General features: G+C 44.4%; 21 protein-coding genes and 1 pseudogene. 10 read left to right on the plus strand and 12 right to left on the minus strand.

All coding sequences use genetic code 11. The annotated features are described in order from the left end of the window. The first annotated feature begins 29 nt into the window (after positions 1–29). Genes NSQ19_RS14880 through NSQ19_RS14890 form a run of 3 tightly spaced genes read left to right on the plus strand, consistent with a single transcriptional unit; the run spans position 30 to position 2,902 of the window. On the plus strand, positions 30–1,655 hold the full coding sequence (locus NSQ19_RS14880; RefSeq protein WP_340703109.1) for a hypothetical protein: 1,626 nt from the start codon (positions 30–32) through the stop codon (positions 1,653–1,655). Positions 1,656–1,700: 45 nt separating this feature from the next. Next, positions 1,701–2,219, plus strand: coding sequence for a stage II sporulation protein M (locus NSQ19_RS14885; protein ID WP_017550353.1), 519 nt, complete (start codon positions 1,701–1,703; stop codon positions 2,217–2,219). Between the two features lie 17 nt (positions 2,220–2,236). After that, a complete protein-coding gene (locus NSQ19_RS14890; RefSeq protein ID WP_013860792.1) occupies positions 2,237–2,902 on the plus strand; it encodes an ATP-binding cassette domain-containing protein in 666 nt (221 codons plus the stop codon). Between the two features lie 650 nt (positions 2,903–3,552). On the opposite strand, the gene NSQ19_RS15805 is transcribed toward NSQ19_RS14890, so the two are convergent. Next, entirely contained in the window at positions 3,553–4,107 is a 555-nt protein-coding gene (locus tag NSQ19_RS15805) for an ABC-2 transporter permease (RefSeq protein WP_445798447.1), read from the minus strand. On the opposite strand from NSQ19_RS15805, the pseudogene NSQ19_RS14895 reads away from it, so the two are divergent. The 4 genes and pseudogenes from NSQ19_RS14895 (at position 4,087) to bshB2 (ending at position 7,841) form a co-directional block, all read left to right on the plus strand. Further along, positions 4,087–5,607, plus strand: a pseudogene (locus NSQ19_RS14895) (IS5-like element ISBco3 family transposase). The gene NSQ19_RS15805 and the pseudogene NSQ19_RS14895 sit on opposite strands and share 21 nt — an antisense overlap. A gap of 251 nt (positions 5,608–5,858) precedes the next feature. Then, on the plus strand, positions 5,859–6,677 hold the full coding sequence (gene pdxK, locus NSQ19_RS14900) for a pyridoxine/pyridoxal/pyridoxamine kinase (protein WP_017550998.1): 819 nt from the start codon (positions 5,859–5,861) through the stop codon (positions 6,675–6,677). Positions 6,678–6,796: 119 nt separating this feature from the next. Next, positions 6,797–7,144: a YojF family protein gene (locus tag NSQ19_RS14905; RefSeq protein WP_017550997.1), complete on the plus strand. Its 348-nt coding sequence runs from the start codon at positions 6,797–6,799 to the stop codon at positions 7,142–7,144. A gap of 13 nt (positions 7,145–7,157) precedes the next feature. Continuing rightward, on the plus strand, positions 7,158–7,841 hold the full coding sequence (gene bshB2 / locus NSQ19_RS14910; protein ID WP_327076506.1) for a bacillithiol biosynthesis deacetylase BshB2: 684 nt from the start codon (positions 7,158–7,160) through the stop codon (positions 7,839–7,841). Positions 7,842–7,958: 117 nt separating this feature from the next. On the opposite strand, the gene NSQ19_RS14915 is transcribed toward bshB2, so the two are convergent. The 4 genes from NSQ19_RS14915 to NSQ19_RS14930 form a co-directional block, all read right to left on the minus strand. Next, positions 7,959–8,825 (minus strand): Cof-type HAD-IIB family hydrolase, encoded by an 867-nt coding sequence (locus NSQ19_RS14915; RefSeq protein WP_029142597.1) that lies wholly within the window; start codon positions 8,823–8,825, stop codon positions 7,959–7,961. After that, positions 8,818–11,004: a DNA helicase RecQ gene (gene recQ, locus NSQ19_RS14920; RefSeq protein WP_017550995.1), complete on the minus strand. Its 2,187-nt coding sequence runs from the start codon at positions 11,002–11,004 to the stop codon at positions 8,818–8,820. The genes NSQ19_RS14915 and recQ overlap by 8 nt, the downstream gene beginning before the upstream one ends. A 101-nt stretch (positions 11,005–11,105) precedes the next feature. Further along, complete coding sequence (locus tag NSQ19_RS14925) at positions 11,106–12,377, minus strand: alkaline phosphatase (RefSeq protein ID WP_340703110.1); 1,272 nt, start codon at positions 12,375–12,377, stop codon at positions 11,106–11,108. A gap of 126 nt (positions 12,378–12,503) precedes the next feature. Beyond that, a complete protein-coding gene (locus tag NSQ19_RS14930) occupies positions 12,504–13,352 on the minus strand; it encodes a MurR/RpiR family transcriptional regulator (protein WP_118498706.1) in 849 nt (282 codons plus the stop codon). Positions 13,353–13,605: 253 nt separating this feature from the next. On the opposite strand from NSQ19_RS14930, the gene NSQ19_RS14935 reads away from it, so the two are divergent. Beyond that, on the plus strand, positions 13,606–14,472 hold the full coding sequence (locus NSQ19_RS14935; RefSeq protein ID WP_340703111.1) for an alpha/beta hydrolase: 867 nt from the start codon (positions 13,606–13,608) through the stop codon (positions 14,470–14,472). A gap of 165 nt (positions 14,473–14,637) precedes the next feature. Here the strand turns inward: NSQ19_RS14935 and NSQ19_RS14940 are convergent, their stop codons facing one another. From NSQ19_RS14940 to NSQ19_RS14950, 3 genes are read right to left on the minus strand one after another with little or no spacing between them, the layout of a single operon-like run. Beyond that, complete coding sequence (locus NSQ19_RS14940; RefSeq protein ID WP_013860804.1) at positions 14,638–14,814, minus strand: SE1832 family protein; 177 nt, start codon at positions 14,812–14,814, stop codon at positions 14,638–14,640. Next, entirely contained in the window at positions 14,807–16,075 is a 1,269-nt protein-coding gene (locus tag NSQ19_RS14945; protein ID WP_041819555.1) for a sensor histidine kinase, read from the minus strand. Before NSQ19_RS14945 ends, NSQ19_RS14940 begins: the two co-directional genes overlap by 8 nt. Further along, a complete protein-coding gene (locus tag NSQ19_RS14950) occupies positions 16,059–16,736 on the minus strand; it encodes a response regulator transcription factor (protein WP_013860806.1) in 678 nt (225 codons plus the stop codon). The genes NSQ19_RS14945 and NSQ19_RS14950 overlap by 17 nt, the downstream gene beginning before the upstream one ends. Positions 16,737–16,883: 147 nt before the next feature. Between NSQ19_RS14950 and NSQ19_RS14955 the strand changes: the two genes are divergently transcribed. Continuing rightward, a complete protein-coding gene (locus NSQ19_RS14955; RefSeq protein WP_013860807.1) occupies positions 16,884–17,321 on the plus strand; it encodes a DUF2231 domain-containing protein in 438 nt (145 codons plus the stop codon). A 13-nt stretch (positions 17,322–17,334) separates the two neighbouring features. Here NSQ19_RS14955 and ybaK read toward each other — a convergent pair whose 3' ends face one another. From ybaK to NSQ19_RS14975, 4 genes are all read right to left on the minus strand, one after another. Further along, complete coding sequence (ybaK, locus tag NSQ19_RS14960; protein ID WP_026104576.1) at positions 17,335–17,823, minus strand: Cys-tRNA(Pro) deacylase; 489 nt, start codon at positions 17,821–17,823, stop codon at positions 17,335–17,337. Positions 17,824–17,929: 106 nt separating this feature from the next. Continuing rightward, positions 17,930–18,076 carry a hypothetical protein gene (locus tag NSQ19_RS14965; protein ID WP_013860809.1) on the minus strand — a complete coding sequence of 49 codons (147 nt, stop codon included), beginning with the start codon at positions 18,074–18,076 and terminating at the stop codon, positions 17,930–17,932. Between the two features lie 68 nt (positions 18,077–18,144). Next, on the minus strand, positions 18,145–18,828 hold the full coding sequence (locus NSQ19_RS14970; protein ID WP_017552357.1) for an LrgB family protein: 684 nt from the start codon (positions 18,826–18,828) through the stop codon (positions 18,145–18,147). Next, positions 18,818–19,195 (minus strand): CidA/LrgA family protein, encoded by a 378-nt coding sequence (locus NSQ19_RS14975; RefSeq protein WP_019720397.1) that lies wholly within the window; start codon positions 19,193–19,195, stop codon positions 18,818–18,820. The genes NSQ19_RS14970 and NSQ19_RS14975 overlap by 11 nt, the downstream gene beginning before the upstream one ends. 102 nt (positions 19,196–19,297) lie before the next feature. On the opposite strand from NSQ19_RS14975, the gene NSQ19_RS14980 reads away from it, so the two are divergent. Continuing rightward, on the plus strand, positions 19,298–20,233 hold the full coding sequence (locus NSQ19_RS14980; protein WP_340703112.1) for a LysR family transcriptional regulator: 936 nt from the start codon (positions 19,298–19,300) through the stop codon (positions 20,231–20,233). Positions 20,234–20,278 lie beyond the last annotated feature (45 nt).

Genomic DNA, 20,278 nt, shown 5'->3' on the forward strand with positions numbered 1-20,278 from the left:
TTATTGATTTTTATTGTGGAGTGATGTTTATGGGGATTTTTAGGCTTGTTATGCTATATATCATAAATACATACTCAACCCGAGGTTTTTTAATAAAAAAGGTACTGAAAATAAAGAGCACTAAAAAATACATTCTATTGAGTTTTTTGTTTGAAGTCTTTATATCTGTATTTTTAATTTCTATTTTTAACAGGTTCTTTTTACCGGACCATAAAAATATTCTTATTGGAGTGGCTCTGATTCTGACTGTTGGCGACCAAGTGAAAGCTGTTATGACAACAAGAAAAATGTTAGATGAAAGGTACTTGGTCTATCATTTTAGCAGGTATCTCGGGAAGAATAACAATTTAATGAAAAAGGTTATACTGCTCGACTGGATGGTTAGCATGGTGCAAAGTTTAACCAAAATCGTGCCGTTTGGGGTGTTTTTTTATTTACACAGGATGGGAACGAAGTACATATTGATTGTGATTTTGTTCGAACTGCTCCTGTTTTGTATTCATTTACTTGGAAAATCGTTATCTTATCATAAAGGTTTCCGTATTGTACTAAACCTGACAACAAAAGCTTTGTTATGCTGCTTCGTTTATACCGTTGCTTCCATCTTCATGCAAATCATTTATGAATCAAGACGTAACATATCTACTTATGGATATAAATTAAAAGCCATCACAAATTTAAATAATCAAGCAAAAGAAATACTTCTAAGCTCAAATTTGTTTATCATTTTTAAAAATGCAGCCTTGTTTGTTAGCCATATGCATATTCTCACGGCTACTTTAACCGTGGTATTGCTATTCATCATTAGTATTATCATTTTTGCTTTCTCAAAAGATACGAAGGAAGTTTATTATCAAACGCCCTTCTTTGGTTTTTTATATAAAACATTGAATAAGGAGCACTATTATACCTATGCTGACTACTATTCTTTAAAAGCAAACTCAAAAGAATTACTGAACAATCCTTTTGACCTGTTTATCACGGGAGAACTTTCTGTCAGTACAGGAATTTCATTGGCCTCGGCACCTTATATTCATAATATCATCGTTACCCTTATTTTTATGTTTTTTCAGCTCCACATCATTCTGAAGGGAGCGATAAGCACTACAAGCTTTATCTACAAAAAAATTTTTAAGCTTGAACAAGAATGTTCTATGATGGAAATTTTTAAAATATATGAGTTAAAAAAGAATTGTATTCTATTCTCAAAATATGAATTATTAAAAAGAACGATCAATATATATTTATTTTGTCATTTGTTTTTGTTCTTTATTGCAACTTTGTTTATTTCGTTTCAACAAAGTCTATCTTTTTTGATTTTAATTCCATTTTTTTATGCAATAAAAAACGAATATGTTTTATACTCACTTAGAACCAATTATGACGTTTTTGTTTTATTACTTAGCAAAAGTAATCCTCCCAAAATTAACAGGCTGAATGAATTCGATGGATTCTCTTTAATTGCTACAGCGAATAATGTATTATCTAAGCTTGTAACCCAATTTACAATATTAGGGTTGATCATAATAGCGATGTTCAAATTTATCTCGGGGATTTATTGGCTCTGCCCCTTCTTGGCTATCGCCTTTACTCTTTTTGGACAAGTAGTTTACAGCAACAAGGATTACAAAAAAATCAAACAGTCCTGTCAATAGGTTTATTAAAACAAAAAATAACTAAACACGGGGATTTAAGAATTTATGAAAAATATAATTACCACATATAAAAAATACTTTTTTGTTTCTTTAGCCGTTTATTGTATTAGTTTTATAACCGGAGCATTCTTATCAAAATTTTTAAGTTTCAAGTATACCGAAAATGAGCAAAGATTTGTTGACCTGTTTCTTCATAATTATACATTGGGGCTTAAAATCATGGTATTAGGTTGGATTAGTTTGGGTGTAATTAGTATAATATATTTGGGGTATAATGGGGTTTTTTTAGGTGCTTTCTCATTTGCAATTATAAGAAACCATGGGCTCAAACCTGTATTAACCGGAATAATCCCACATGGGATTATAGAAGTAATTGCATTTTTGCTTTTTGCAACAATTGGCTTTGAAAGCCTGCGTTGCATTAACATTTTAAAATTGAATTCTAAAAGTGAACAAGAGTTAAGATATAAAGTTGAAATTATAAAGTTAGTATCGATTTTTCTTTTCGCAACCATTTTATTGGTAATTGCTGCATGGATTGAAGCGGACATATCACATGTATGAACGGAAGTGAAATAGATATGGAAAGGATATCAATAAAGCATTTAACTTATGGTTATGAAAATCAACCCAGGTTATTTAATAACGTAAATATCGAGATAGATCAAAACAGTATTGTAAGATTATATGGAAAAAACGGTTCAGGAAAGACTACTTTGCTGAAAATCATTGCAAATATTATAGACGATCCTCATCTGTCTTATGAGTTGCGGTTTTTTGGTGAAAAGCTAAGTTTTGCAGACATTCGCAAGCGTAGAGTATTTGTTGGAGACTCTCCTGTATTTTATGAAGAATTAACAATGGAACAAAATATTCAATTTTACAATTTGTTATTTCATTACGGCCCTGTATTCAGCAAACAAGTATATGAATACTGTAAAAAGTTTGATGTTGATGCCTATAAGAATGAGCAAGTGAAAAATTTGTCATTAGGGACCCGGCAAAAAATCTTTTTATCCATTAACTTATCGATCCCTTCAGAATTGGTCTTATTGGATGAGCCGTTTAATTCCTTGGACACTTCCAGTAGAAAAGTTTTATCTGACATCATCACACAAAGTAAGCAAAAAACGTTTGTTATTGTGTCACATGAAAAGGAAGCAAGCCTGTCTTTCACACATGAATTAAATAGCGAAAATTGGCAGTTAAAAAGTTTAAATAACACGGATGGGGGTGTGGGAGAATGAAATCCGCCATGTTCACGCTGGTACTAATCGCCATTTTTGTTTTTGTCTATATTAAAAAAACGGGGATTTCAAATATATCTATTCCAAAGTTATTGTTTATACCGGCGATTTTTATCGCAGCCTATTTTATAGACAAAAAGTTGCAACAGAAATTACGAAAATAAGCATTCATACCAGCAATTTCCTGGGCCAGTTGCCAGATTAAACATAGGTAAAACAACGATGGGAATGCACTTTTAGAAGAAGCTGGTCCGGAATTGCGCAAATTCATCGTTGTGGAACGCGACGTGAAGCAGGAGCAGTTTCCTCCCATAAACTAAAAACGCCGCACAAGATTGTTTCTTTTCACAAAGGGCATTGAAAAAAAACACCCATTTTGTAAAAGAAGGATACGTATGCCCTTTTTGAAGAAAAATGCCCTTTTTATTTTTATTGAATTTGAAAACCTGGAAGGAAAGCCAAAAATACGGGATCATTCATTTTCCAGCGCCTCGATTAAGGGTAATTTTTAATTCAAATAATAACATTTATGGAATCCTCATTTTTATCATTTTTTCAGTTATAAAAGCGCTTTTTGCATATAATGACGGAGACTATATAAGAAATACCAGCAGTTAATAAAACACAAAGCACAAAATAAAAACCTAATTTTAGGTTAGGAGATTGAAAAAATTTGAAATCTTTAAGGCTGAATGATTAACTTTGGAGAGTATAAAAGCAATCAAAATTATCAATATGACAGCAATAGTTAATCCGTTTTGATTGAACAAGTATATAAATGGAATTAAAATAAGCATATACATTAAAGAAATACACAGGGTTAAAAGCCCTATAAATAAGTAAGATTTTAAAGGCAAATTTTTATAAAAGACATATATAATTAAATTAACTAAAAAAGAAAAAATGCTTGAGATAAGACATAACGAAACACCCGTTAAATAACGTGCAAATACTATCCTATTGAAAGATACACCTGTTGTATTTAGAAAGTCTAAAAAGCCGGATTTATTATCATCATTAAATAGTGACTGAATACTATTTAGAAAAAGCATAGTTATAAATAGGGCTTGCTGAATAAACAAAAATTCCAGATTTGACAAGGATTTTGGCCACTTTTGTCGAATATAAAGTGTAAGGATTTTATAGGAAACGTGTAAAAAACCTTGCACTTGGAGGCCGTTACGATGTACAAAAAGACCGAACATCAATTAACTTTTGTAGAAGATTTTTTTCTACCATTCGGTGGAAAATGAAATAAAGAAAATCGCTGGGTCCGTCTTGCTGAATTAATCCCTTGGTGGAAGGCTGAAGAAAAGTATGCCAAGTCCTTCAAGAAAAAATTCAAAGGCGAAAAGGCTTATTCTGTCAGAGTTGCTCTTGGGGCTCTCTATATCAAAGAACGGCTTGGGCTATCTGACCGAGAAACAGTCGAACAGATCACGGAAAACCCGTATCTTCAGTATTTTATCGGGTTGCCTGAATTCCAGGAAAAAGCCCCATTCGATCATTCTCTGATGACTCGTTTTAGAAAACGTTTGGGTGCAAACATCATCAATGAACTGAATGAATGGATTGTTCTGGAAGAACAAGAACGCCAATCGGAAGAAGCATCTAAGGAAAATGACAACGATGATGATCACCATGATGATGACGATCATAGTAGTGGTGATCATCAACCTTCCGGTCCTGCTTCGGAAGAGAATTCAACTGGATCGGCTTCTCCTAAAACGAAGAACAAAGGAAAGCTCATTCTGGACGCAACCTGTGCACCGGCTGATATTGCTTACCCTACTGACCTGGGGCTTTTGAACGAAGCCCGTGAGAAACTGGAACACATCATTGATGTACTGCATGAACCGCACAAAGGAAAATTACGAAAGCCACGGACCTACAGAAAAAGAGCCCGCAGGGACTATCTTTCTGTCGCTAAGCAACGCAAAGCTGGAGCCCGGAAAATCCGGAAAGCTGTCGGCAAACAACTTGGATATGTGAAACGGAATCTGGAGATCATTGGAAATCTCATTTCCCAAAGCTCCCTGTCTCTTTTGAGCAAAGATGAATATCGACAACTCCTCGTGATTCATGAACTTTACCGCCAACAGGCAGAAATGTACAAAAAGAAAACACATCGGATTGACCACCGGATTGTGAGCATTTCACAGCCGCATGTCCGTCCAATTGTGCGTGGCAAGGCAAAAGCGAACGTGGAATTCGGCTCAAAAGTCGCCATTAGCGTTGTAGATGGCTATGCCTTGATTGAGCAACTCGACTGGGAAAATTACAATGAAGGGATCACCCTTAGAGAATCTATTGAGAACTACTACAACCGGTTCGGATTTTATCCAGAAGCGATTTTAGCAGATAAAATCTACCGAAACCGTGATAATTTGGCATACTGTAAATCTCTTGGCATTCGTCTGAGTGGGCCAAGGTTAGGACGTCCATCCAAAATGGAAGACAAAACCTTAGAACATGTGGCAAGGCAGGATGCCTCTGAACGTAATGCCGTTGAAGGCAAATTTGGCGAAGGCAAGCGCAAGTATGGGCTAGGCCTTATTCGAGCACGCCTCCAAGAGACCAGCGAAACAGTAGTAGCCCTTCAATTTCTCATACTGAATCTGGAGCGGAAGCTCAGGGTTCTTTTTTTAAAATTTTTGCACAACACTATTTTATATTTTGATAATCGGAATTTGGATTGTTTGTGACCGAATCTGATTCGTTCAGCAAGCCCTATAGTAGCTAGGGAATTTAATAAGACCTTAAGCGAAATTTAAGAATTGGATAAGAATGCCAGCCTTTTTTAACAAACAATCAGGAGGCAATGGCGCAGCAAGCCCATGCCCTGTTCCATCAAGCATCCGGCCGCTTTTGTGCCCGTCCCCGGGATTTGTATTTTTTATGGCAGTATTATATTCTAAAATAGTGTAAAGCTTATTTTAAAGGAGATGGGTGCGTGATGGGTTTAAAGAAAACTTTTACGCTGGCCGGTTCTGATTCGAGCGGCGGCGCGGGACTTCAGGCGGACTTGAAAACATTCCAGGAACTCGGGGTTTACGGCATGTCCGCGATTACTTCCATCGTTGCGATGGATCCTAAAAACGGATGGCATCATCATGTTTTCCCGATTGATGTCAACATTGTTGAACCGCAGCTTGAGACCATCCTTTCTGTCGGAATTGATGCCATGAAAACCGGTATGCTCGGTTCAGTGGATATTATTGAACTGGCCGCCCGTAAAATAGATGAATACCATCTCGACAAAGTGGTCATTGACCCGGTTATGGTATGCAAAGGCGAAGATGAAGTATTGCAGCCGGAAAATACGGATGCAATGCGCGAGCTTTTGCTGCCGCGGGCGACGATTACAACGCCGAACTTGTTTGAAGCCTGGCAACTGGCACAAACCGGCCCGATTAAAACCGTTGAGGATATGAAAGCAGCAGCGGTCAAAATCCATGAACTGGGCGCGAAAAATGTTGTCATCAAAGGTGGCAGGGGGCTGGATACGGATCAGGCCATCGACTTGTTCTATGATGGGGAAGATTTTGAAATTCTCGAATCGAAAAAAATAAAAACAACATATAACCACGGTGCAGGCTGCACATTTGCCGCAGCCATCACGGCCGAACTGGCAAAGGGCAACACAGTGTCCGGCGCAGTGAAAGTGGCAAAAGAATTTGTCCATATGGCGATTGAACATGGCTTTAAGCTGAACGAATATGTCGGCCCTGTGATGCACGGAGCCTATACCCGTTTTTCGCATACCAACTCTTAAGCCAAACCGGACCCTGCCGGAACATTCCGCCGGGGACCCGGTTTTTAATTTTTCCTTAAAGCGCCGCCGGTTGGTATAATGGAAAGAAACAGGAGCGGACGGCCAAAAGGAGGAAAAAAATGGAACCGATACAAAAACAAACAGCCCAAAAATGGCTGGACGAACTTGCCGGAAAACCGGTGTATATCCATTTGGAAACAACCAATGGCGCCTATGCCTCCCATGTCAATGAGTCATTTTTCTCTGCAGGCGCCTATATCCGCAATGCGCAAGTATCCTATGAACACGGAAAAATTGTTGGGGACGGCCCGTACCGGATCGGCCTGAAAATGAAAATCGGCTGGATTTATGCAGAAGGCCTGACCCACTTTGAAAAAGATGAATTCGACCGCCTGCTTTTTGCAGGCCACGGTTTTGACGGGAAGCTGGCCGTTGCCCTCGAATTGAGTACAACACCATTTGAGTGAGGAGATGAGAAAAATGGAAAAAGAGCGCCATGTTCTGGTGATTTTCCCGCATCCCGATGACGAGGCTTTCGGTGTATCCGGCACGATCGCAACCTATGTGAAAAACGGCACGCCGGTCACTTATGCCTGCCTTACGCTCGGGGAAATGGCGCGAAATCTCGGCTATCCCCCTTTTGCCACAAGGGAATCGCTGCCGCATATCCGGAAAAGAGAACTGCAAAAAGCGGCCGAAATCATGGGGATCCAGGATTTGCGCATGATGGGGTTGCGCGATAAAACGGTAGAATTTGAAGATGATGAGAAGATGGCCAAAATGGTACTCGACCTCGTCCATGAGCTGAACCCGTCACTTGTCATTACCTTTTACCCGGGCTACTCTGTCCACCCTGACCATGAAGCAACCGGAAGAGCCGTTGTCCGCGCGCTCCGCCGGATTCCTGAAGACAAACGCCCGAAACTCCACTGCGTTGCCTTTTCCAAAAACCATGAAGCGGAGATCGGAAAGCCGGATGTCCGCAATGATGTGAGCGGCGCAGCCGAACAAAAAATCGGCGCCATGAAAGCCCACCTTTCCCAGACCGGCTGGATGATGGCGGAACGGGAAGAAAAACTGAAGCAAAAGGACCCGGAAACCCTGGAATGGCTCCATTATGAATACTTCTGGACGTATGACTGGGAAAACGACCGGGTCCGGTAATGGTAAAAAGCGAGCCCGTAAAGGCGCCATGGGCTGAGTGGTGCAAGGGGCTCTGACGCCGTCATTGCAATATAATTGCCCCCCGGTTTACCAATATAAACGGGGGGCAATTGTGTTCTAACACATTTCAAGCATTCTGTAAATCGCTTTTGCCACGCCGTCTTCATCATTTCTTTTCGTCCGGTAGCGGCAAATTTCCAATACTTCATTTTCGGCATTTCCCATCGCAAACGGGTAGCCCACCCTTTCGAGCATGGAAATATCATTTAAGTTGTCCCCGATGGCCATCGTTTTTTCCATCGAGAGCCCGTGTTTTTCCGTGTATTCCTTGAGCGCAATCCCTTTTTGCGCCGACACATGGTTGATTTCAATATTGCGGAATCCTGATGAAGTCACTTTAATATCTGGAAAGTCTTTTTCAAGATCCTTGCCGATTTTCCGCAGCCTTTGTTCTTCTTCATTAAAGGCCAGTATTTTGTAAAACAAAATGGACGGATCGTGAAAAATATCCTTTGTATCTCCAATATTATGGACGTATCTCCGGATGCCGCGCTGCTCAATATAATTTCGCACTTCTTCCACCGGCACTTCAGGGTTTGCGGAATGGAACAAATCGACCAGCATATCCATGTTTTCCTCGTAATCTTCCGTATAAGTGCCTTTATTTGTAAAAAATTCATAATAAATGCCGAGTTGGTCGAAAACATCAGCAACCCGGGAAGCTGTCAGGGGATCCAGCCCGCTTGTTTTGAGTAATTTTCCCTTTTCATCCCGCACTTCGGCCCCGTTCAGCCCGATGACCGTACAGTCAATGCCGACAGGATCGAGCACAAGCCGCGCTTCTTCATAAGACCGGCCAGTTGTCACGACAAAGTGAATCCCTTTTTTCTGTGCCAATTTAATCGCTTCGGCATTTGCCGGGCTGACTTCCTGCCTTGAGTTGAGCAAAGTTCCATCCATATCAGACGCGATACATTCAATCATGATGCCAATCCCCTCCAGAAATATATGATACTGTTTTTCCTTGGTCCGGATGATGCTTCCTTTCCTGTAAGAAAGCCCGGATCATAAAATAACTGACCTCATCCGGCAGCAATTCCTTTATCGGCGTAAGCCGCCCGGTACCTGCCCGGCTTGCGGCATCGGCGATTCGCTCCCGGTACCTTTCGGGAATAAAGCGGCTCCATTCTACCGGAAATCCCTCGTCTGAACATTTGATCACATGCGTTTCAATCGTTCTTTCCGACATGCCGCGGATTTCCGCAATTTCACGGATCGTTTTGCCTTCTTGTAACAGGCGGTATGTCACATGATGGCTTTTTTCTTTCCCGTCTTCACGCGCTTTTTTTGTATGCGGCAATGCTTTCGGCTGCGCTTGCGCTTGTATCCCTTCTTCTTCCATGTATGTCCGGATCACGTGCATAAACAGCTCGGCGTACTGTTCCGCCTTTCTTTCCCCAACCCCTTTCACCTGCAGGAAAGCCTCCCTGGTTACCGGCATCCTGGCACTCATTTCCCTCAGCGACTGGTCGGAAAAGACAATATAAGGCGGTATTTTTTCACGGTCAGCAATCTCTTTGCGAAGTGTGCGCAGTTTTTCAAATAAAAGGTTATCGGTTGCAATTTGCTGCGCCCTGACACTTTCTTTCCGGAAAACCTGTTTTTTTGAAAGCAGGACTTCCACTGCCTTTTTTGTCAGCATAAGCACCGGGTATGTACCGTCTTTGGCACGCAAAAAACCGTCAGCTGTCAGAAAATCAATCAGTTCAGCCACTTCTTTTTGCGTTTTGTCTTTCATAATGCCAAAAGTGGACAGCTTGTCAAAACCGAATTGCCTGATTTTCTGGTCGTTTGACCCGGCCAGCACTTTTGCAATCATGGTTTTGCCGAACCGTTCCTGCATCCTTTTGACACAGGAAAAAACCATTTGCGCTTCTTTTGTCACGTCTGTTTTTGCGCGGGTATCCAAGCAGTTGCCGCATTTGCCGCACGGCTGTGCCTCTTTTTCGCCGAAATAATGCAAAATGAACTGCTGAAAACAGCCTTCCGTATGGCAGTAGTCAATCATTTTTCGCAACTTGGCATACTCGCCCAGTTTTCTGTCTTCGTTGGCTGACTGCTCAATTAAAAAAGTTTGCGTATGGATATCCTGGGGAGCAAACAACAAAATACAGTCGCTTTCTTCCCCATCGCGCCCGGCCCGTCCTGCTTCTTGGTAATACGCCTCCATATTTTTCGGCATATGATAATGGATGACAAACCGCACATTGCTTTTGTCGATCCCCATCCCGAAAGCGGAGGTGGCGACCATCACGGAAACATCATCGTATAAAAACCGGTCCTGAAAGCTGCCGCGCTCCGCTTCTTTCATCCCTGCATGATATTTTCCCGCACGAATGCCATTTTTAACAAGAAAATGATAAATGCGTTCGGCCTCTTTTCTCGTTGCCGTGTAAATGATCCCGGACTGGTTTTTATTTTTCAGGATGTAGTCCAGCACAAAGGCATCGCGGTCCTGGCCTTTCACCACTTGGAAATGCAGGTTCTCACGGGCAAAACCTGTAGCCACTGTGTTTTCTTCCGGAATCATGAGCAGCTGGCAAATGTCTTTCTTTACCTGCGGCGTCGCTGTAGCGGTTAAAGCAAGCGTCACCGGTTTTGGCTTGAATTGTGAAATTAGTTTTTCGATTAAACGGTAGCTTGGGCGGAAGTCGTGGCCCCATTGTGAGATGCAATGCGCTTCATCGACAGCGATAAGGGAGACATTGATGTTTTCGAGAAGATGCAAAAAAGGAGGAAATTCGAGCCGTTCCGGTGCGAGATAAATTAATTTGTATGCGCCCTTTGATGCAGCCGCAAGCCGCTCATTGATTTCTGTCGGATCCAGGGAGCTGTTCACATATGTTGCCGGTATCCCCATGCCTGAAAGTGTATCCACCTGGTCTTTCATCAGGGAAATCAGCGGCGAAATGACAAGCGTGACCCCTGATAAAAGCATGGCCGGCACCTGGTAGCAAACCGACTTCCCCCCGCCGGTCGGCATCATGCCCAGTGTATCCTTGCCATCCATGATCCGGCTGATAATGGCTTCCTGCCCGCGGCGGAAATGATCATAGCCATAATATTGCTTTAAAACCTGTTTGGCTTTTTCCATTGCTGCCACAAGGCTCCCATCCTTTCCGCAAAATTTGCCTCTATTATAACAGATTTTGCCGGGGTGGTATACGGAGAAAACCACCCCGGCAGTTGTCCGGCCGGTATATATTATTTTTTCAGCCCCATCGCTCTCAGCAAAGCATCATGGATATATGTGTTTTCATAAGTGCCTTCAAACAACGATGCGCCGCTGCCTATCGCCGTGAGCGGGATATCGACTGCCGTATGGCCGGAAGTTGTCCAGTCCACGACAAATTGCGCGCTTGAACCCGCCACCTGGAACGGTCCGTCTTCTTTTGAAATGCCGTCCCCGGATTCGTCGCTGTTATCGACATTTTCAACCGTCATGCCGCCGCAGTCATGGTCGGCCAGGACGAGCACAAGTGTATCCGGGTGCTTTTTCGCATAATCCTTTGCCACTTTTACGGCATGATCCAGTTGCCGGCCCGCCTTGATCAGCTGGGAGGCGTTATTTTCATGGGCCATTTCATCGATGGCTTCTTCTTCAACCATCAGGAAAAAGCCGTTTTTATTTTTTGACAGCGTGCTGATTGCTTTTTTTGTCATTTCCGGAAGTGAAACAACCGGGTCGTACTGGTCGCCTTGGCCTTCCTCTCGCTGTTCAAACATTTCTTCATTGGCAAAAAGGCCTAAAAGCTTATTCCCGCCTGCCTTTTTCAGTCCGGAAGCATCTGAAACATACTGGTAACCGAGCCGTTTCGCTTCGTCGACAAGATTTCCTTCCGTGCCTTTGCTTGCTTCGGAAGTATCTTTTGCCGGGTGGTCTTTATAAGCGCCCTGTGTGCCTTGCGGGTACCAGTAATCTTCCCCGCCGCCGAGCAACACGTCCACTTTGCTGTTTTTCAAATATTGCTTTGCAATTTTGCTCTGTTCAGAACGGTTTTTGACATGGGCACCGAAAGCGGCAGGCGTTGCATCTGTGATTTGGCTTGTCGTGACCAATCCTGTTGACTTGCCGGCTTGCTTTGCTTCTTCAAGGACGGTCCTTTTGCTTACTTTATTGGCATCGACACCGATTGCCCCGTTATACGTTTTAACGCCTGACGCCATAGCGGTCGCAGCCGCAGCCGAATCGGTCACCACGGAGGTGGAGCTTGTATGTACAACCCCCGTATACGGCATTTTGTTCATTTCAAGGTCCCCGCTCAGGCCGGTTGAAGCAAGGCGGATCGCATCCCGTTGCGCAGCCCCCATACCATCCCCGACAAACAGAATCACGTTCTTCGTCTTCGCGGAAGTGGCGTGACCGGTGTGTTGCGAAGGCTTGTAAGCTTTTGCATTTGCAATCCCGGATATCCCCAATACCGCCACTGCAGACAAGGCAATTGCCGCTTTCATCATACGGTTCTTTTTACCCAATGTTCTTCCTCCCCTTTTTCGTTTTGTGCTTACGCCTCTTATTGTAAAAAAGGATTTTGAAGGAAGTATGTTGGATTTGTAAAAGAAAGATATAAATCTTGTGTAGGGGCTTTTACAAAATTCCCGTTATCTTCGCAGCCTGAGGTATTCGTTTCTCGTTTCATTGTAATACTTCAAAATGTCTTCCCCCTTGCGCTGAAAAACACTTAAATAGAGCGCGTCAATGATATTCAGCTGCGCCATTCTCGAAGACGTCGTTCCGATCCGGAAATCTTCCTCGGTTACCGGCGTGCAAAGCCTAATATCCGCTTCTTTGTACAGCGGGGATTTCTCCATATTCGTGATGGCAATCACTTTTGCCCCTTTCCTTTTCGCAAAATCAGCGAGTTCGAGTACATCCTTCGTCCGCCCTGAAACGCTGAGCGCCACAAACACATCCATTTTATTCATATAGGGAATCAGGGAGATCAGGTAATGGTAATCCTGGGAAAAAATAGACTGGCAGCCCAGCCTTGTAAATTTATAGCATGCATCGACAGCGGCAGTTACCGACCCGCCGACACCGAAAAACACCACTTTTCTGGCATTTTCAAGCACATCGGCGGCTTTTTCCAGCTCTCTCCTGTCAAGTGAAGAAACACACGATTCTATCGCCTTTTTATTCCCATAAGTGACTTTTTGGAATAAATCATAAGGAGAATCTTTTTGTTGCAAAATTGAAAAATCTGTCATATGGCTTTCGGTTAAAGTTAAATTTTTCACAAGCTCCAGCTTAAACGTTTTAAAACTTGCCATGCCGATTGTTTTGCAAAACCGGACAACGCTTGACTCACTTACGCCGGTTTTTTCTGATAAATCTTTTGTGGTCATCGTCGGAACCATCTCAGAATGCTCCAAAATATATGTGCCAATTTTCTTTTCAGTGCCCGTAAAGTGATGCATTTCCTTTTGAATTCGTTCAAGTATTGAATCCACAACTTTTCCTCCATTTATAACCATCATCGTATACACGAGACAACAAGAGTTTTCCCTCCTTTACGCCTGCCTATTCACCAGTAAAGAAACCAGCGTTTTCCACATCATAGAATGAAACTTTTTCTTCGTCAATGGCATCGGAAAAATTCTGTTACAACCGCTTTCTCCCTATTCCCTTTCGCTATTTTGTATGATAAAATGAACATCATTTCGCAGGAAAGTTACACCATGACTTCCATCAAGGGGTGTTAGCATGCCATATATCCAACATCGGAATGCGATTCTGGCCATGATTTGTTTGTTTCTTATGCTCAGCCTTTCAACTGTATGGTTTTCCCATCGTACGGACAAAAGCAATGCTGCTGCGGCCCCGCCGGCACAAAAACCCGTTCCGACTGTTTTTGTACACGGGTATAAAGGAACGGCCCGATCGTTTAACGGGATGCTCGGCCGGCTGGAAAAAAGCGGAGTTGCTGAAAAAGCAATGGTGATTCGCGTCACAAAAGACGGGATGATTGTGGTCAATGGGGAAATTTCCAACCGGGCCCGGCATCCGATGATCCAGGTCATTTTTTCCGATAACCGTGCAAGTTTCCGGCAAACGGCCGGCTGGCTTGAAAAAACCATGCACATTCTTTATACGAAATACGATGTGAAAGAAGCAAATCTCGTCGGGCATTCGATGGGCGGTTTGATTTGCACAAAATATATTGAAGATACTTCCGGCAGGCGGCAATATCCGGTCATTCAAAAGCTTGTCACGATTGGAAGCCCTTATGAAGGCGTGCTTATCCGTGTTTTTAAGCAAAATCCGAATAATACCGGCGATGCGGCGCGCGACCTGCTTCCGGGTTCCGTAGCGTTCAAAGCTTTATATGCCAACAAAAACCGCTTCAGCCCGCATATTCAGGTGCTTGCCATTGCAGGCGTTGTGGAAAAACCGGCATCGGGGGATTCCCTTGTTTCCCTGGACAGCGCGCTTGGCGGCAGGTTCATCGTGCCGAAAAAGCAGTATACGTCCAAAATTGTTTACGGAAAAAATGCGCAACACAGCAGCCTTCATGAGAATAAGCGCGTGGACCGGATTGTCACGGACTTTCTTTGGGATGCAAAAAAATAGAAAAAAGCGGCGATACCTGCATAAAAGCAGCATTTGCCGCTTTTTTTTGCTTAAACCCGGGGAAACCGTTTTTCCTTTTCTGCCGGAACCGGCTCTTGCAATCTTATTAAAGTTGAAGCGATCCGGTGAAAAAGCAATCTGCCCTCTTCTTTGCAAGCAAAAGAATTAAAAGCGGTCCAATTGCTGGTACAGTTTCTTTAATGCCTGTTCAATCTCCGCGAGCTGTTTTTCGAGCGGGTGGAGATTCCCTTTTACATACTCAAGTTTTTCCAAATCCTGCTGCAGGCGGACATAATCCGCTTTCAAATCGGCAATTTGGTATTCCACTTCCAGTTTATCCATGATGCACCTCCTTTAAAGGAATGAAAATGGTAAAAATGGTGCCTTCTCCCGGCTTGCTTTCCACCTCAATCCTGCCGCCATGTTTTTTCGCTATGGTCTCCGCAATCGACAAGCCGAGACCGGTTCCGTCACGCACCCTTGCTTTATCTCCTCTGTAAAACCGTTCAAAAATACGGGGAAGGTCATGGGCGTCAATGCCGATTCCGCTGTCCGCGATTTCAATCGCGGCAAAGCTGCCTCTTTTGTACAACGACAGTTTGATGAACCCTTTTTCCGTGTATTGGCGCGCATTTTCAAGAAAAATATAAACCAGTTCCTGCAGCCTTGTCGGATCCCCCCAGACAACCGGGCAGTCCTGCAGGTTGTTCACAAGCAGAATCTCTTCCGGCAGCCCGGACTGGAACCGGCGGGCGATGGAAGTGCATAAATCATAAAGCCCTACTTCTTCGAAACGGTACGGCTGCACGTTCTGGTCGCTCCTTGCGAGGAAAAGCAAATCATCGAGCATGGCTGCCATTAATTTGGCTTCCGTTTTTAAATCGGCGACAATTCCCCTGCCGAACGCGCTCAAATTCTCCCCCTCTTCCCGTTCCAGCAGCTCAGCCGAACTGTAAAAAACGCTGACCGGCGTCCGCAGTTCATGCGATGCATCCGACACAAATTTCCGCTGCTTGTCAAAAGCCTGCTGGATGGGCACAATTGCTTTTCCGGCCAGAAAATAACTGAGCAGCGCAAGCACCCCCGTAAATACAGCAGCCAGGAATAGAAACAGCAAAAGCAGTTTTTTCAAAACAAGATGCGCGCCTGTTGTTTCAATTCCAACCACCGTGTACACACGGCCTATGCCCGGGACGGTTCTCATCCCGGCATGGTACATTGCATGCCGTTCTTTATATTCCGTTTCATACATGCCAGATGGGGAGCTTTTCTCCGTAACAAATTTTTTCATCTTTGTGTGGAAGCCGGGAATCAGTTCCTCTCCCTTGAGCAGGGTGCCGTCCGGCTTAAAAATATAGTAGAAATACGGATGGTCCGCTTCCTTCACCTTTTCGGCAGGTTTTCCTTTTAAACGTGCGATCCCGCTTTTGCTGATGGCCGCCTCCTGTTTCATATACTGGCGGATTTCTCTTGCTTGTTCCCTTTCCGCCACTTTTTGGACGGTTACATACATGACGGCAAGAATAAAGATAAGAAACAGAAAAAAGGTCAATATGTAAACAATGGTTAAGTTTTTCCGGATCGGTTTAAACATGGCCATCATTCATTCTGTATCCGAGCCCCCGCACAGTTTCAATCAAGGACCTTTCCCCTTCTCTGTCAATTTTCTTACGTACGCGTTTTACCAGGGCATCGAGCGCGTTATCGGAAATATCTTCGTCCAGCCCCCAAATATGCTCGATGATCTTTTCGCGCGGCAAAACAAGGTTTTTATTGCGCATGAAATATTCACAAAGCTGGTATTCCTGTCTTGTTAACGGGATCATTTTGCCATTTGCTTCCGCCTGCTTGGATTCAAGATGCAATGCCAGATAAGCGCATGTGATGGTTTCCTGATATGTTTTCAACTTCCTGCGGCCGAGCGCATCAATCCTCGCCACCAGTTCATCAAAGGCAAATGGTTTGACAATATAATCATCTGCGCCTGCCCGAAGCCCGGCAACCACATCATCAACTGCATCCCGTGCCGTCACCATGATAATGCCCCCCTGGAAACCCTGTCTCCTCAGTTTCCGGCAGATCTCAATCCCTTCCAGGCCGGGCATCATCCAGTCCAGCACCAGCATGTCATAAGACCCGAACACCGCTTCGTCATAAGCGCGTTCACCGTCCTGTTCCCATGCGACCTGATGTTTTTCTTTTTCCAGCATATGATGGAGCAATTTGCCGAAACGCCTATCGTCTTCCGCCAGTAAAATTTTCATATTTCATCCCCTCGTCCGAAAAGATTTCTTATTTTTATCATACCATGCGGGTAGAAAAGCTTCTAAGTTAATTTTGTTTTTTCAGTTTCATTTCAGATACGGCTTGTATACTGGGCCTGTAAATTAAAGAAGAAGGGGATTATCAAAATGGGAACACCGATACACCCGTTACTAGTGCATTTTCCGATTGCCCTGCTGATATTCGGGGTTATCTTTCAGTTTGTTGCACTGTGGAAAAAAGAATTTTTCAATAAGATGGCGCTGTATTTATTCGGCAGCGGTTTTGTGATGGGAATCGCCAGTTATATGACAGGCGACTCCGCGATTCCGGATGCAAGGGAAAAATGGGGGCAGGCGGTACATTCGATGGTCGAAACACATGAACATTACGCCCTGATTACCATGGCGATTTTCGGCGCCGTCCTATTTTTCAAACTGCTCGCCCGTTTCAAACCGTATAAATGGATCATGCCGCTTGTGCTTGTCCTGTGCATTGCTGGCACAACCACGCTGGCTTTGACCGGCCATTACGGCGGGAAAATGGTCTATAACATGCCGGGCGAAACATCTGCACCGGCAAAATAAAGGATATGCCGCTTTATCGCGTTTCCTGCGTTAAAGCGGCATATCTTGCATGGGCAGCTTCCAGCAATCCTTGCGGGGAAAGAGTGATCTGTGTCCCAATTTTTCCTGCGCTTACAACGATTTCATCAAGCGTTGCTGCGCTCTCATCGACAAATGTCACATAGTGCTTTTTCATACCGATCGGGGAACAGCCACCGCGGATATAGCCGGTATATTTTTGGATATCTTTCACATGGATCATTTCGATCTTTTTCTCGCCCGCTGCTTTTGCGGCTTTTTTCAGGTCGAGTTCTGCCGCAACCGGGATGACAAACACATAAAGTTCACCGCTGTGCCCCTGCGTGACCAAGGTTTTATAAACGGCTTCCGGCGGTTTGCCGATTTTTGCCGCAACGGAGATGCCGTCGATTTTCCCGTCCTTTACCTCATACGACAGCATGCCGTACGGGATTTTCTGCGCATCAAGCAGCCGCATCGCATTTGTTTTTGCTATTTTTGCCAAATTCACCACTTCCTCCAGAGGCCTGTTACTATCATTGTACCGGTTTCGGGGCGGATTTTCCATCAAAACAAAAAAGCCGGCCTGCACGGGGCGAGGCCAGCTTCCTTTATTTACGCACACCTTTTTTCTTTTTCTGGTCGATTTCATCTTTTCTCCCCGTGGAGAATTCCACGAGTTCTTCTGCAACCTCATTTCCAAGCTTGGCATTTTTATTCCGCTCAGCATTCTGGTTTCCGTATTTTTGCCTGCCCATTTGCACGCTCCTTTCCTTTTTTACAGCTATATTTTGCATTGAAAAAGGAAGAATATGCGGCTTTCAGATTAATGAATGATATGGGATACCATCCACGGCGTAACAAAAATGGAAATGGCCGCAACGATAATCATGCTGACGCTGGAAATGGCGCCTGACCGGGCGCTGAGTTCAAACGCTTTAGAGGTGCCGATCCCGTTCGCATGCGTTCCAAGCAGGATGCCATGGGCAATTTCGTTTTTAATGCGCAGATGCTTGATCAGCCACGGCGCCATCACAGAGCCGATAATCGCGTTCAAGATCACAAAGACAGCCGTTATAGACGGCACGCCGCCGATTTTTTCAGAGACGCCCATTGCAATCGGGGTTGTGATCGTAAACGGGATGATACTGTGCTCCAGGCTTTTGCTGAAATGGAAAAGCGTGGCGATGGCCGAGGAAAGGAATACTGCCATCAGCCATCCCGCCCCGATGCCGATTAAAATTTCAACCGCATATTGGCGGACGATTTTAAAATGGCGGTAAAGCGGCACAGCAAAAGCAACAATGGCCGGCTGCAGCAAATCCGTTAAAACAGAGGTGCCTTTCTGGTAGTCCCGGTACGGTATATCTTCCCCGAGTAAAAAGGCGCCTAATAATACCGGCGTGACCAAGAGCGGGGAAACAAAGATTTTTTTATATTTCCCGTGCAGTTTTTTGAAAATCCAGTAACTTCCAACCGTTAACAGCAGGCACACAATTTTAACGATCACGCATCTTCACGCTCCTTCGATTTGCAATTTTGTCCGCAAGCCATCCCGAACAAGCCATCGCGGCAATCAGGCTGATCAGGATCACAACCAGGATTTCCGGGCCGTTATGGACAAGCAGGTTTCTATACTTTACCATGCCGACTGCTGACGGAATAAAAAACAACAGCAGCTCCGCCATCAGGAAATTGGCCCCGATTTCAATCCAGCCCATTTTTACAATGCCGAATTGCAGCAGGAGAAAGAGGACAATCATTGCCAGCATGCTGCCCGGCAGCGGGATGCGCAACAGTTTTGCGACCGCGCCCATGGCTTCAGCGAACAGATACAAACCGGCAATCTGTAACATTCCGATCAGGATTTTTTTCAATATTTTCACCTTCTATAACTAGTTTACCGCGCCTGCGATAATAGGTAAAATGAATATATAGAATGGTAAAAATGCCTTTTATCTATACAAGGAGGGTTCCAGTTGGATATCCAGCATCTCCAGTACTTTGTTTCCGTTGCCACCCACGGCAGCTTCACGAAAGCCGCCCGGGAATGTTATGTATCGCAGCCGACAATCAGCAAAATGATTAAAAGCTTTGAAGCAGAACTCGGCGTCCCCTTGTTTAACCGCGCCGGGAAAAAAATCGTCTTAACCGATGCCGGGCAGGCCGTTTTTCAGCAGGCGCAAAAAACGCTGAAAGCTTTCCGGCAGCTGACAGATGCGATCAATGATGTGGCCGGCCTGAAAAAAGGCACGATCCGGATCGGGCTGCCGCCAATGATCGGGTCGCGCTATTTTCCCCGGGTTATTGATGAATTTCATCATGCCTACCCGGATATTAAAATCCAGCTCGTGGAGGATGTCACAAGAAAAGTAGTCCATGATGTCGAAAATGGGACATTGGATCTCGGCGCCGTCGTGATGCCGGTTGATGATGAGGTGTTCGGGCATTTTTCGTTTGTCCATGACCGGCTTGTGCTGCTTGTGCACCCGTCCCATCCGCTTGCAGGCTGCACAAGCGTCCGGCTGACACAGCTGAAAGAGGAGGGATTCATTTTTTTCCACAGAGATTTTGCCCTTCACGACCAGATTATAAAGGAATGCCTGAAGCTCGGGTTTATGCCGAATATTGTTTACGAAAGCACGCAGTGGGACCTTATCTGCGAATTGGTGGCGTCCAATCTCGGCATTGCCCTGCTGCCGAGTACGATATGCCATGCGTTTAACCCGGAACGCGTCAAAATCATTCATCTGGAAGAACCTGTCCTCCCGTGGAATCTGGCAATCATCTGGCCGAAACACCAATACCTTTCTTTTGCGGTAAAAGAGTGGATCCGGTTTACAAAGAACTTATTCGGCAGCGGGATCCGGCCTGCCGTGCCGCAGCCGGAAGAAGCAACGAAAAAAAGAAAGTAAAAAACAGGCGCACGGGTTCAGCAACAGGGAAAATCGGATCAGCAG

It is taken from the genome of Weizmannia sp. FSL W8-1119, assembly GCF_038008605.1.
GTDB classification, from domain to species: domain Bacteria; phylum Bacillota; class Bacilli; order Bacillales; family Bacillaceae_C; genus Weizmannia; species Weizmannia coagulans.